General features: G+C 43.8%; 13 protein-coding genes. 9 read left to right on the forward strand and 4 right to left on the reverse strand.

The window, feature by feature from the left end:
* Positions 1 to 2 precede the first annotated feature (2 nt).
* The 8 genes from BLP80_RS09820 to flhC all read left to right on the forward strand — a co-directional run bounded on the left by BLP80_RS09820 (position 3) and on the right by flhC (position 5,986).
* A complete protein-coding gene (locus BLP80_RS09820; RefSeq protein WP_218120421.1) occupies positions 3 to 1,112 on the forward strand; it encodes an NAD(P)-dependent alcohol dehydrogenase in 1,110 nt (369 codons plus the stop codon).
* Positions 1,113 to 1,187: 75 nt separating this feature from the next.
* Entirely contained in the window at positions 1,188 to 2,690 is a 1,503-nt protein-coding gene (locus BLP80_RS09825; protein ID WP_090542778.1) for an aldehyde dehydrogenase family protein, read from the forward strand.
* Positions 2,691 to 2,815: 125 nt separating this feature from the next.
* Positions 2,816 to 3,382 (forward strand): NADPH-dependent FMN reductase, encoded by a 567-nt coding sequence (locus tag BLP80_RS09830; protein ID WP_090542780.1) that lies wholly within the window; start codon positions 2,816 to 2,818, stop codon positions 3,380 to 3,382.
* A gap of 322 nt (positions 3,383 to 3,704) precedes the next feature.
* On the forward strand, positions 3,705 to 4,316 hold the full coding sequence (locus BLP80_RS09835; RefSeq protein WP_090542782.1) for a hypothetical protein: 612 nt from the start codon (positions 3,705 to 3,707) through the stop codon (positions 4,314 to 4,316).
* 35 nt (positions 4,317 to 4,351) lie between these two features.
* Complete coding sequence (locus BLP80_RS09840) at positions 4,352 to 4,552, forward strand: hypothetical protein (protein ID WP_090542783.1); 201 nt, start codon at positions 4,352 to 4,354, stop codon at positions 4,550 to 4,552.
* 9 nt (positions 4,553 to 4,561) lie between these two features.
* On the forward strand, positions 4,562 to 4,804 hold the full coding sequence (locus BLP80_RS16665; RefSeq protein WP_371128822.1) for a transposase: 243 nt from the start codon (positions 4,562 to 4,564) through the stop codon (positions 4,802 to 4,804).
* Positions 4,805 to 5,082: 278 nt separating this feature from the next.
* Positions 5,083 to 5,400, forward strand: coding sequence for a flagellar transcriptional regulator FlhD (gene flhD, locus BLP80_RS09850; protein ID WP_090542787.1), 318 nt, complete (start codon positions 5,083 to 5,085; stop codon positions 5,398 to 5,400).
* A 25-nt stretch (positions 5,401 to 5,425) separates the two neighbouring features.
* Positions 5,426 to 5,986 carry a flagellar transcriptional regulator FlhC gene (flhC, locus tag BLP80_RS09855; RefSeq protein ID WP_090542789.1) on the forward strand — a complete coding sequence of 187 codons (561 nt, stop codon included), beginning with the start codon at positions 5,426 to 5,428 and terminating at the stop codon, positions 5,984 to 5,986.
* Positions 5,987 to 6,293: 307 nt separating this feature from the next.
* Here flhC and BLP80_RS09860 read toward each other — a convergent pair whose 3' ends face one another.
* Together BLP80_RS09860 and BLP80_RS09865 are read right to left on the reverse strand one after the other, a co-directional pair.
* On the reverse strand, positions 6,294 to 7,430 hold the full coding sequence (locus tag BLP80_RS09860) for an IS630 family transposase (protein WP_090542791.1): 1,137 nt from the start codon (positions 7,428 to 7,430) through the stop codon (positions 6,294 to 6,296).
* A 236-nt stretch (positions 7,431 to 7,666) separates the two neighbouring features.
* Positions 7,667 to 8,860 (reverse strand): pyridoxal phosphate-dependent aminotransferase, encoded by a 1,194-nt coding sequence (locus tag BLP80_RS09865; protein ID WP_090542793.1) that lies wholly within the window; start codon positions 8,858 to 8,860, stop codon positions 7,667 to 7,669.
* Positions 8,861 to 8,936: 76 nt separating this feature from the next.
* On the opposite strand from BLP80_RS09865, the gene uvrB reads away from it, so the two are divergent.
* The gene (uvrB, locus tag BLP80_RS09870) at positions 8,937 to 10,970 is read left to right on the forward strand and encodes an excinuclease ABC subunit UvrB (RefSeq protein WP_090542797.1); all 2,034 of its coding nucleotides are present in this window, start codon (positions 8,937 to 8,939) and stop codon (positions 10,968 to 10,970) included.
* An 84-nt stretch (positions 10,971 to 11,054) separates the two neighbouring features.
* Here the strand turns inward: uvrB and BLP80_RS09875 are convergent, their stop codons facing one another.
* Positions 11,055 to 11,417 carry an NrfJ gene (locus tag BLP80_RS09875; protein WP_256325035.1) on the reverse strand — a complete coding sequence of 121 codons (363 nt, stop codon included), beginning with the start codon at positions 11,415 to 11,417 and terminating at the stop codon, positions 11,055 to 11,057.
* 20 nt (positions 11,418 to 11,437) lie between these two features.
* On the reverse strand, positions 11,438 to 12,991 hold the full coding sequence (locus BLP80_RS09880; RefSeq protein ID WP_256325036.1) for an alginate export family protein: 1,554 nt from the start codon (positions 12,989 to 12,991) through the stop codon (positions 11,438 to 11,440).
* Positions 12,992 to 13,298 lie beyond the last annotated feature (307 nt).

The following is a 13,298-nucleotide window of genomic DNA, read 5'->3' on the forward strand; positions in this document are numbered from 1 at the left end:
AAGTGAGAACAATCAAGGCAGCTGTTGTCCGTCAGAAAGGCGGGCCTTTTCACATCGAAGAGCTGGTGCAGGATGAGCCACGCTCCGATGAAGTGCGGATCCGGATCGTAGCAACGGGTATGTGTCATACCGACATGGTCGCGCGCGACCAGCTCTATGAAGTACCCCTGCCGGTGGTGCTGGGGCACGAAGGCTCAGGGGTGGTCGAACAGATTGGCAGCAACGTAAAAAAAGTAGCTGTTGGCGATCATGTTGTGCTGACTTACATGTGGTGCGGTCACTGCAAGTCCTGTTTACGTGGCGATTTGACTTATTGCGAGTGTTTTTATGCACTGAATTTTTGCGGTGCACGCGAAGACGGCAGTACGTCAACCTATGGAACAGTCAATACACCAGAGTCGATTCACGACCATTTCTTTGGGCAATCATCGTTTGGCACATTTGCGCTAGCACATGAACGCAACGTCATCAAAGTACCCAAAGATGCGCCCTTGGAGCTGCTCGGGCCACTTGGCTGTGGCATTCAGACTGGCGCCGGAGCAGTTATAAATGCATTAAAAGTCAATCCGGGCAGCAGTTTTATAGCCTTCGGCGGCGGCGCAGTAGGATTGAGTGCCGTGATGGCTGCGCGCATCGCAGGCGCTGCCACCATTATCGCTATAGACGTGGTGCCATCACGGTTGACGTTGGCTATGGAACTTGGTACAACCCATACAATCAATAGTCACGACGTCGATCCCGTTGAGACTGTCCGCAAAATAACGGGCGGAGGTGCTGATTTCACACTGGAATCGAGTGGACGACCAGCCGTATTGCGTCAAGCCATTGATGCGTTATCTATCCGAGGAACGTGCGGTATTGTCGGCGCACCGGCCTTAGGCACTGAAGCGAGCTTCGATGTGAACGGGGTGATGACGACAGGGAAGCGTATCATTGGAATCATTGAAGGCGATAGTAAGCCGGATCTTTTTATTCCAGCACTCGCTGAGCTTTATAAACAGGGAAGATTTCCTTTCGACAAGCTGGTGAAGTTTTATTCCCTCGATCAAATCAATCAGGCGGCAGAAGACAGTGAGAAAGGCATCACCATTAAACCGATTATCCGGCTGTAGCAAGATTCATAAACTTCATTCCGTAAAAATTTCAACCAGATAATTTGCGAGTAAAACAAAAATGGAGAATGCGTTATGAAAGAAAGTAAACAATCTCTGTCACCCTACTCAAACTTCGATCAACTACCCATAAGTGGCAAATGGCGCCACGGCAATGGAGAGAAGATTCTGCGAGACCTTAATCCTTATGATGCAAATGTTCTGGTCGAGATTCCATATGCCAATCGTGATGACATGGATGAGGCATTCCGTAGTGCCGCTGTCCTACAGCCTGGTTGGGCGGCATTACTGCCGGGTGACCGGGCAGCAGTCATGCGTCACGCGGCACAAATCATGGAAGCACGTCGTGAAGAGATCGTGTCATGGCTGATTCATGAATCTGGCGGAACGCGCATCAAAGCCAATCTGGAATGGAATGCCGTGCATGGCGTATTGCTGGAAGCAGCTACTCTGCCTTACCTGGTGGAAGGTCGGATTCTTCCGGTTGATATTTCCGGCAAGGAAAGCCGGGTGTACCGCAAACCTGTGGGTGTCGTCGGCGTGATCAGTCCCTGGAATTGGCCTATGCAGCTTACCGTCCGTTCTGTGGCGCCCGCACTCGCGGTTGGCAATGCCGTTGTCGTCAAGCCAGCCAGTGACACCCCTGTAACGGGCGGGTTGCTGTTGGCTAAAATTCTGGAGGAAGCTGGACTTCCTCCCGGTGTATTCAGTGTGATTGTTGGTGCAGGGAGCGAGATTGGCGATGCCTTTGTTACCCACCCCATTCCTCGCGTCATATCGTTTACTGGTTCAACCCCAGTTGGCCGCAATATCGCAAGACTGGCAGCTGAGGGACCCACTCTGAAACGACTTGAACTAGAGTTGGGCGGTAATGGTCCCTTCGTAGTACTGGATGATGCTGACCTGGAACAAGCAGTAGAAGCCGCAGTGTTTGGTAAGTTTCTACACCAAGGCCAGACCTGCATGAGCGTTAATCGCTTCATTATCGATGACCGTGCTCACGATGAGTTCCTGGAGCGCTTTGCCGATCGGGTACGCCAATTGAAAATGGGTGATCCGAACGCGCCTGATACCATGATCGGACCCATTATTAATGAATCCCAGTTAAATGGTCTCCGTAGCCGAATCCAGGAAGCTATTTCAGCTGGGGCAAACCAAGTCGTCGGCGGTGAAGCTCAAGGCCTTATTCTCCCTCCTCATATATTTTCCCAAGTAACGAATCAGATGCCATTGGCACAAACGGAATCATTCGGCCCAATTGCACCAATCCTACGTGCACGCAATGAAGAAGATGCGCTGAATATCGCCAACGACACAGAGCTTGGGCTTGCTGCTGCTGTATTTACGCGCGATGTCGAGCGTGGTCTTCGCTTTGCACAGAAAATCGAGGCAGGTATGGCGCATGTCAATGATCAACCGGTGAATGATTTGCCTTATAACCCCTTCGGTGGCGAAAAGAATTCTGGTATTGGTAGATTCAATGGTATTTGGGCGGTAGCCGCATTTACTACCGATCAATGGATAACTGTCCAACATATACCGCGTCGCTATCCTTTCGATGCGCGAGTCATTACATAATCTGGAACTGAGCCGTAAGCATGGTGATAGAAATAGGACAGCTATAGCAGAAAGATTGCAGTTACCCGCAAGCTGCTTTCGTATTTCATTCAGTCTGAATATTAATTCTTTTATAAGGAAAAGTTTTGACCCTTAACCTCCATATTATTATTTGCAGTACCCGGCCTGGTCGTGTCGGGCTTCACGTTGCCAAGTGGTTCCATGGAGTCGCAATGCAACATAACAAATTTCAAGTCTCACTGATCGATCTCGCAGAATTTAATCTCCCAGTATACGATGAGCCGGAACATCCCATTCACCAGCGCTACCAGCATGAACATACCAAAAAATGGGCCGCCAGCGTAAATGCAGCTGATGCCTATGTGTTCGTTACTCCAGAATACAATTTTGGTCCGCCACCATCACTTCTGAATGCACTTAACTACGTTTATAAGGAATGGAACTATAAGCCTGCTGGGATTGTCAGTTATGGCGGTATTTCAGGTGGGTTGCGATCTGCTCTGATTGAGAAACTTACCTTGACCACATTAAAAATGATGCCAATGGTAGAGGCAGTGTCAGTTCAAAATGTTTCCACACTTATTGATGAGAACAAAAATTTTGCACCTAGCGATCATCATATCAACTCGGGAACATCACTGCTCAACGAGCTGCATAAATGGGCGCAAGCACTGAAAACAATGAGACCATGATCTCATTCTGATCGACTATTTATTAATTAATTTTGCTATAAAAAACTAAAATACCTCGAATCAGCGCGTTACTTGTTTTGTCCTGAAATACCATACGTTGCTAGTGATAAAATGCTCAACGCGATTGATATGTAACTGATGAGCAGATAAAGCCCTATGATTGCGTTTGCTCGGATAGATGATTACTGGTAATGCTGCTAAGTAACCCAAATGCGCTTGAATCAACGGTAATCACCTTGATTCATAATTTTATCAACGAATTTTTACAAACTTGACTACCCATCCCTAACTTATTTTAATCAATTTGAAGAGGTGATAGCACATGGATTTTCCTGATTTTTATGAACTGGCACCTGTAGTACAGACTCGTGATCCATTTGCAGCCATGTTAGGTGCTGCACGTGACGGCATACTGGAATACCATTATCTCGATGCAGTACGTTTAGCGGGCCACTCCTGTCCTACTGTCGCTGGCGCATTCCTTATGGGGCGTGCTGCGCTAATAGCACTTTATCCGGATGAGCTTGCCGAACGCGGCGCAATTGCGGTACATATGCCTGCGCCGGAATATGAAGGCACCACGGGTGTTATAGCGCAAGTGCTGACGTTATTAACTGGTGCTGCTGCTGATAATGGCTTTCATGGAATTCAGGGACACTTCAAACGTAAAGGATTGCTTAGCTTTGCGGATCGCCGAGAAGGAGAAGCTATTTTCTTCAAACGTCTCGATACTGGTGCAAGTGTGGCAGTAGAGCTCGATGTTTCTTTGATACCAGGTGATCCTGAGCAGAGTGGACGTTTGATGGCTATTTTACAAGATCGCGCAGATGATTCGCAGCGCAGCGCATTTGCCAATGCATGGCAGGCTCGTGTACGCCGTTTGTTATTGGAGTTCGCAGATGATCCACGGGTAATACGCATTACGCCTATATAATCGACTGATTATGCAGCAAAAAATTAGCTCGTTGAATGGGAAATGTTATCGTTGCTTACTATGTTACCCTTGCAGCAGGTCTTCGTGTTAGCAGCAACTTATTCCAATTTCAAATCAAAATTTATTTTGCCGGTCTTTCTTTGCCACATCATATCCAATTGTTTCAGCAAATCAAGGCACACCATCCAACAGCAGCATCGATTTACATTATTTGTGACAATGCGCGTTATTATTGATCCCAACTGATCAGTGACTATCTCAACGACTCAAAAATAAAACTCGTATTTTTGCCGCTGTACGCACCCAATCTAAACTTGATTGAACGTTATTGGAAGTTTTTCAAGAAGAAAATTCTGTATGGTTGCTATTATGAAACTTTTTCACTTTTCAAAAGCACTTGCGAAGCTTTTTTCACATCATCGGATCATTACAAAGCAGAATTACGCACACTATTAGCTGATAATTTCCAAATCATCGGTAGCACCTGAGTGCCGAAATTTCATGTGCGATGGGTATATATATATATATCGTTTTTAGTAAGATCGCTCGATATATAGCTAGATAAAAGAGCGAAATATCACTATATCTATCTGATTACCCTATGGACTTCTAGTATATAGGGAAAAATCCTACAAATAAGTTAGTGAAATACTGACTATTCATTTGGTTGATGTTCCATTTACTTTCATAGTTACAAGATTGAGAATATGCTTGGATTGAGAATGTGCTCAATTTAAATCTAATCGTGTGAATAAGGAGCATCGATATGGAAACAAGTCAGATTCTTGATGAGATAAGAGAGATCAATCTTGGCTACATGTTACTAGCTCAACAGTTGTTGCGTGAAGATAAGGTTACGGCGATATATCGACTTGGTATTAGTGAAGATGTTGCAAATATTCTGGAGAATCTTACCTCTAGTCAGCTGTTAAAAATGGCTACTTCTAATATGTTGCTGTGCCGTTTCCGGTTTGATGATCGGCTCATTGCTGAGATTTTATCTAATCATAGCCGAGATCGTGCTCTGACCCAATCGCACGCTGCTATATTAATGGCCGGATTACCGGCTGAAATTATTGGTTGATTTAGTATGGAGTGGGGAGCATTCTATGCGAGAAAAGAGTCTTTTGTCAGAAGCTAGGCAAATTCAGCTTGCTACTGAATTAATTAAACTTGGAGCTAGGTTACAGGTTTTAGAAACAAATACAGAATTAAGTCGTGAGAGGCTTGTAAGGCTATATAAGGAGATAAGGGGAGTTTCTCCTCCCAAAGGGATGCTGCCTTACTCTGAGGACTGGTTTACAAGCTGGCAACCAAATGTGCATTCTTCACTATTCATTAACATTTATAACTATATTATTAAATATACAAATGTTTATGGTATTGATGCCATTATAAAAAGTTACAAGCTATATCTTGAGCATATTGAGATTAATCATCTTCAGCGCATTCTGAGCTTAACGCGTGCGTGGACTCTGGTGCGTTTCCTTGAAAGCAAAGTATTGTGTGTCACACTTTGTACTAAATGTAATGGTAGTTTTATAGTCCATAGCTTGGAAATACATTCCAACCATGTTTGTGGTTTATGTAATATTCCATCTCGTGCAGGGAAGACTAAGAAAGTTGCACTAAGTGCAGCAACAAAAGTAAAGCAAGAATATGCTGTTTGAGTTTCTTTGATTACTGAATATTGACCGTTTAGATCGATTGAAGAAATTCCTGATTGTAAAGAATTATTTGTGGAATATTGAGTAGTGAGGTGAGGGTAGTTACGAAAATAATTCCTTATGTATTACAATTTAATTGTATTTTGTGTGGAAATAGTATGATGAGATGCAATAAATTTGTAGATGACAGGGTATGCGCTAGCTGTGATCAGAAGTTGATTACATTTCTTGTGCATTATTCAGGAATATTAATCTAGAACCCTGTGTTCTAGTTGGAACTAGCAGATCGTTCCGTTAAAACAATTGCAAATTAAACAAGCCCCAAATCGAACTTTCTCCAACGTAATGAAGCCGGTATTTCGTTAAACTTCGCAATGCCTTTGAGGATTCGCTCTCTGAGTTCTTCCTTTGACGAGACCCGAATATGGCGAAGAAAGGTACGAGCCGTCTTGGAAAAGGCACACTCTATAAGATTCAGCCATGAACCATGTTTGGGTGTATGAACATATTCAAAACGCCCCGGACGGCTCGCCAAATAAGCCATCGTTTCCTTGGAAATATGAGCCGAGTGATTGTCGAGCACCACACGAATAACGGCATCAGCAGGGTAATGAGCGTCCAAACGCTTGAGCAGATCAATAAACTCGCGGCTGCGGTGCTTCGACTCCACGTTGGCGATGATTTCCCCCGTATGCAAATCGAGCGCCGCTAGGATGGATAGGGTACCAAAGCGAACATACTCGTAATCTCGCGCCAATGATGTTTCCCTGCCGGGTACGGATGGAAGGTCTGGGGCAGTCAGGCCGATCGCTTGCGCGCCGAGCTTCTCGTCAACGCTGACAGTGTAAACTGGAGCTGGCTGGTCTCCCTGTCCGGTTTTGTCCGCATACAGCGAAACCTCCTGATAGACCATAAGCACCTCCCGCATCTTACGGTCAAAATCGGGATTGCGCTTTTCCAGGTAATAGCGAATCCGGTGTGGCTTGATGTCGTGTTCCTTTAAAATGCGCCACACCGTGGTTTTGTTCGCTTGCGCCAGGCGAGGAAAACCAGCAGCAGCATGCTGCCTCACGTGGCACGCCAGTGCCGACAGAGTCCACAATTCAGCTGCCAAACCATGATCCTTTAGCTTGGTGCAGGCGAGGCTGACTACCCAAGCCTTAGCATCCGCTAGAATTTCCGGCTCCTTGGGGCGGTGAAAGGTATCTTTCAAGTCCACAGGAACACCCGCAGCAAGTGCCTTGTCGATACATTTATATATAGTCGGCCGGGAGACACCAACCTGCTGCTGGATATCGGAAATCGAAATCCCCTCCGCATATCGTAGCAATATCTTGGTGCACGCTACCTCGCGTGCAGGTGCCGTCCTTGATTCGCTCAATTCGGTCAGCATCTGTCTATGAGATTCCGACAATACCAAATCCGCCCGATTCGTTTCTCTCGCCATTCGCCATCTCCACTTTCGTTGTTGTCCTCCGAACAGTCATGGCAAACATACGCAAATTTGTAAATCAATTATCGGAACGAACTGCTGGGAACATAAATAGTCATTACATAGTATGTTCCATTCCCTCTGTTCTTTTAACTCAGCTTTTTGGCTGTAACTGTATCTGCTCCCAATCAATTGCCAAGTAAAATCGCTTGATTATGAGAAAGTTCCCCTATGAGGGATTTTATATTTTCTTATTTCAGCAGATTACTAATACGCTCAATTGCCTTTTCTAAATTCTCCATTGAAGTGGCAAAAGATAGACGGATATATCCTGGGCAACCAAATGCTGATCCAGGGACAATGGCTACCCCTGCTTTTTCCAACAATAATTCACTAAAAGCGATATCGCTAGTATTTTTCATGAATCCATTCATTTGGAGTTTTTGTATTGCTCGACGGGCATCAGCAAAAGCATAGAACGCCCCTCCAGAAAGTAAACAGTGAATACCGGGAATCGTATTTAGTCTATCAGTAACAAACTGGTTACGTTCTTTGAACGCTGCTTGCATCGGAATCATGCACGATTGATCGCCATTCAGCGCTGCTTCAGCTGCTATCTGTGATATGGATGTAGGATTAGAAGTACTTTGTGATTGAATATTCTCCATTCCAGTAATGATGTGCTCAGGTCCACCACAATAACCAATTCGCCAGCCTGTCATAGCATAAGCTTTGGAAACGCCATTTAATACGATTGTACGTGAGCGCAAGTCAGGGCATGCGTTAAGAATATTGACAAATTTGTCATCCGATAAAAGAATATGCTCATACATATCATCAGATGCAATCAGAATATTTGGATACTTTTTTAGTATCTCACCTAATGCCTTGAGTTCATCCAGGGTATAGACACTGCCGGATGGGTTGCTAGGACTATTAATAACAAACATTCTGGTCTTTGGTGTAATAGCTTCTTCCAGCTGTTTGGCTGTAATTTTGAAACTGTCTTCAATACCTGTTTCGATAAAGACGGGTTTTCCTTCAGCAATAAGTACTATATCAGGATAGGAAACCCAGTATGGGGCAGGAATGATCACCTCATCGCCAGGGTTGATCGTGGCTAATACAAGATTAAAAAAACTTTGTTTTCCGCCACAAGAAACGAGGATTTCTTTGGAAGTAAAATCAAAATCATTTTCACGTTTGAATTTTGCAATAATTGCACTCTTGAGTGATGGCGTACCTCCTACTTGAGTATATTTCGTGAAACCCGCGTTAATTGCAGCTATCGCTGCATTTTTGATATGTTGAGGTGTATCAAAATCAGGTTCACCAGCACCGAGCCCTATAATATCTTTACCTTCAGATTTAAGCCTTGCAGCCTTCGCAGTGACAGCTAGGGTAGGGGATGGTTTAATGGCCTGTGCGCGTTTTGAGAGTTCCACAACTGTGCTCCTGAAATGGTCGATACCCAACATGGTAGAATTAAACAAGCAAGTTTCTTACGTTCAAATTATACCTGTGATTATTACCTTTCCCAACAGCCCTTATAAACTATATCAGTCGTTTCAGCCCTCGGGTGATCAGCCTGGTGCGATCAGTAAATTGATTGAAGGTGTCGAAGCTGGATTATTTTGTCAAACGTTACTAGGAGTAACGGGCTCAGGTAAAACGTTCACAATAGCTAATACGATTGCACGATTGGGACGTCCCGCGATCATTATTGCGCCCAATAAAACACTGGCAGCCCAGTTATATGCAGAAATGCGTGAATTTTTCCCAGAAAATGCAATTGAATATTTCGTCTCTTATTATGATTACTATCAACCCGAAGCATATGTTCCATCCCGGGATCTTTTTATAGAAAAAGATTCCAGTATTAATGAACACATTGAACAAATGCGACTTTCTGCAACCAAATCTCTACTCGAACGCAAAGACGCCATCATCGTCGCAACGGTATCCTGTATTTATGGTATTGGTGATCCAGTTGACTATCACAGTATGATTCTACATCTGCGTGAACATGAAGAAATATCTCAGCGCGATATTATTAAGCGCCTGACCGGGATGCAATATCAGCGAAATGAATTTGAATTCAGTCGCGGCACTTTCCGGGTAAGAGGCGATACACTCGATATTTTTCCAGCAGAGAGCTCAGAAGTAGCCATTCGAGTATCGCTGTTTGATGACATCGTAGAAAGTATATCTTCGTTTGATCCGCTAACTGGACGAATTCTGCAGAAGGTAGCGCGGTATACTGTTTATCCTTCAAGTCATTATGTGACACCGAGAAGTACAACCCTGCGGGCAATTGAGACTATCAAAACTGAATTGGCTGAATGTATCACATTTTTTCAGCAGCAAAATAAGCTGGTAGAAGCTCAACGCATTGAGCAACGCACTCGTTTCGATTTGGAGATGCTGAATGAGCTGGGCTTCTGTAAAGGTATCGAAAATTATTCGCGTCACTTTTCAGGTAGAAAGTCTGGTGAGCCTCCGCCTACGCTCATCGACTATCTGCCAACCAATGCTTTAATGATAATCGATGAGAGTCATGTAACCGTTCCACAGTTAGGAGGCATGTATCGAGGTGATCGATCGCGTAAGGAAAATCTAGTAACCTATGGTTTCCGGTTGCCTTCAGCATTGGACAATCGACCACTAAAATTTGATGAGTTTGAGAAATTGATGCCTCAGACAATTTTTATCTCGGCCACACCGGCAGCATATGAGCAAGAAAAAAGTGGTCAGGTTGCCGAACAGGTTGTTCGGCCAACGGGTTTAGTTGACCCGGAGATCATCATACGTCCTGTAGCAACGCAGGTAGATGATCTGATGTCAGAAGTTTCTGTGCGAACAACCAAAGGGGAGCGAACGCTGGTCACAACATTGACTAAACGTATGGCAGAGGATTTGACCGATTACTTCTCTGATCATGGGATTAGAGTGCGCTATCTCCACTCTGATATCGACACGGTTGAGCGAGTAGAAATTATCCGGGATTTGCGTCTTGGCAAGTTTGATGTATTGGTTGGGATCAATTTGTTACGAGAAGGGCTGGATATTCCAGAAGTATCGTTAGTAGGGATTCTGGATGCTGATAAAGAAGGATTCTTGCGCTCTGAGCGCTCTTTAATTCAAACCATGGGGAGAGCAGCACGCCATATCAATGGTACTGCCATTCTTTATGCTGACCGTGTTACAAATTCAATGCGACGGGCTATAGATGAAACTGAACGGCGCCGAAAAAAACAAATTATATTTAATCAGAATAACAATATTACGCCACGAAGTGTCAGTAAGCGTATCAAAGATCTCATCGATGGAGTTTATGATAGTGAGCATGCGCGGCAGCAAATTGGAGCAGCTCAAGTACAGGCTCGTTACGATCGTATGAGCGAATCTCAACTAACGAAAGAAATCAAGTCACTGGAAAAACAAATGTTGGAATCAGCCAAAAACTTGGAATTTGAAAAGGCAGCTCAATATCGGGATGAAATAAGAAATCTAAAAAGTAAATTGTTCATTGGATTTGTTGATCCGGGACAATGACGTGCTGGCTATCCAAAGCTTCAAATAAACATACTTAACAGGTAGAGAAATCAATCACATGATCTGGAAGATCATTGCTCCGGGTTATTGAGAAACCTTTACTTTGGTTGAGGTCACAAAGATAAGCCGGTCAAATGTCCGATTCAGGGTTTTGCTGGTAAAGTTATGCATCGACATATTTTCAACAAAGCGGATATGATCACCAACATTGACTTTGGTGGTAGGCGCTGCAATCCAGAAACGCTTGCCACCATTTTCCAGTTCCATATAAGTATAGCCAGTAGTATCCAGTACCGATACGACTATACCTTCATCACCTGGTAATTTCTCTGCTTTAGCGGATGAAGCATTTGCGACATTTTTGTCAGTCTGATCGGAGAAAACAGATGCCGGTTCCAGTAAAAAGGTCGTAAAGGCGACAGTCATAATCAATAGCAGCTTTTTCATTGTTTTATTTCTCTTAAAAATCAGAAACGGAAAGTATATTGAGTATAGAAGAAATCAGGTGAAATGCCAGGTCGCCGATTTTCAATAAAATTACCTGTGAATAGTTTGGAATATCCGACGAGCACGTCGTGATGGCGATTTACATGAAAATTCACACGGAAATCAATTTCATCACCGATATGGCTACCTGATTGCCCTGTTGCATCGCGCAAAGTTCCCATACCAGCAGCATTGTAAAGAAAATCACGCTTGTTTGCTAAATAAAATCGATGATACTGTGCGATAAATGTGAACCAGGGTTGAGGATGTAACGTTACTTGCGCATTGAAATCATGCATGTTCTGACGTCCCACCTGATCCATATATCCTAGATAATAATGTCCAAATGGAAAAAGTTGATTAAACGTGTTTGTTCTACCATCTTGCGGGTTGCTGTCGCCGGAGGCGAAATCATAGCGTAACCAAAACTGGGGGTTCATAGGAAAGGGAAGATGATATCCTACACCCGAAGCTACCGCAAAAGCTGATATATCAAGATGGGAACGTCTGCCAAACTGGTACATTCCTTCAAGTTCGTATAAAAACCGGTTGTAATCACCTGCTATCCGTCCTCCCACAGTTTGTAAGACTGAATCGCCTTGCAAGATATTGCCACTCAGAATATCTGCCGACTTAACAACTCGGTTATCAATCAAACTGAGAATATATAGATCGAGCAATTGACCTTTCATTGGTTTATACGTGCCCCATAAGCCAAAAAAATTCCGATCAAAGTCCCAGTTATCGAACTCATTCTTCTCTGTTGTCATAGGCCTCATAAAAAAGGCATCCAAGTCAAAAGCAGGGGTACGCCAGAATGTCTTGATACCTTGAAAGGTTCGACGTGTGTTGGCCCAGTCTAAAGTAGAGATCAGTCTTTGAGAGCCATAAAGTAATTCTTGTCGACCGATCCGCATATACGCCGGGCCATCCAGGAACTGTCCTAACTTGATATCTGCGAAAAGATTCAGCATATCAGTATAATTTTTATCAATGGCTAACGCAGGTAAATCTTGACCGGAGGTGCGCGCATCTAGGAATTCAGCAAATAATCTAAATCTGTCCTGATACCAAAGATCTGCATGGAAACGTGTGCGAAATAGATGATATCTATTGTCAGCATCAGGTGCATTAGCATTACTAAAACGCATATCCGTTTCGTGCATGTATCGGTACCAGAATTGACCCCCAAAGGAGAGTAGCCAGTCATCATTTAGATGAATACGTTTGAGTGGATCAAAAAAATCTTTTTCATGATCAGGTTTTTCGAGGTAGCGAAAATCAATATCAAACGCAGAGGTTGGAAGCAATGCAGAAGGAGCATAGGGAGAAATCGGCGGAGTTTCGCGTTTATTTCCCGTGATTAAATCCCAGAGTGAATAATAACCAGGACCAGCAGGCGGTATCCCGAAAATTCCTACGCGCGGCAGTGCTGTTACTGGCGGTGTTTGTGACCAGTTAAAGTTCTGGCTAGTTGAATCTGTAGATTCTGCAGAGTGAGCCTGAAACGTGACAGCAGTGGTTACTAAACTCAAAATTAGTTTCAGGAAATAAATTCTTGCTAGAGAGCAAAATTTTAACTTGATACCTCTGAAAGAGGTAGATGAAAACATTATTTAGTTACCCTCCCCGGTATTCTTATATTCAATCAATATTTCTTGGCAATTGAACAAAAATTATATTTTTTTGATTTTGATGCATATTTTAACAAAAATTTATTGAAACCAAATAAAAGATGCTTCTCTATCAGGGCAATCGCGCTTAAATTATCCCAATAACCCGGAGTAAATACTCATTATCCCATCCTGCTTTTAAACGCTTGGTTTTGATGCCAACCTTGGA

Origin of the sequence: Nitrosomonas sp. Nm132 (assembly GCF_900100485.1) — a bacterium.
Taxonomy (GTDB): domain Bacteria; phylum Pseudomonadota; class Gammaproteobacteria; order Burkholderiales; family Nitrosomonadaceae; genus Nitrosomonas.

Coding starts and splice junctions, on each gene's coding strand:
- BLP80_RS09825 (WP_090542778.1), top strand. CDS start 1,188: ATGAAAGAAAGTAAACAATCTCTGTCACCCTACTCAAACTTCGATCAA.
- BLP80_RS09835 (WP_090542782.1), top strand. CDS start 3,705: ATGGATTTTCCTGATTTTTATGAACTGGCACCTGTAGTACAGACTCGT.
- BLP80_RS09840 (WP_090542783.1), top strand. CDS start 4,352: ATGGGAAATGTTATCGTTGCTTACTATGTTACCCTTGCAGCAGGTCTT.
- flhD (WP_090542787.1), top strand. CDS start 5,083: ATGGAAACAAGTCAGATTCTTGATGAGATAAGAGAGATCAATCTTGGC.
- flhC (WP_090542789.1), top strand. CDS start 5,426: ATGCGAGAAAAGAGTCTTTTGTCAGAAGCTAGGCAAATTCAGCTTGCT.
- BLP80_RS09860 (WP_090542791.1), bottom strand. CDS start 7,430: ATGGCGAGAGAAACGAATCGGGCGGATTTGGTATTGTCGGAATCTCAT.
- BLP80_RS09875 (WP_256325035.1), bottom strand. CDS start 11,417: ATGAAAAAGCTGCTATTGATTATGACTGTCGCCTTTACGACCTTTTTA.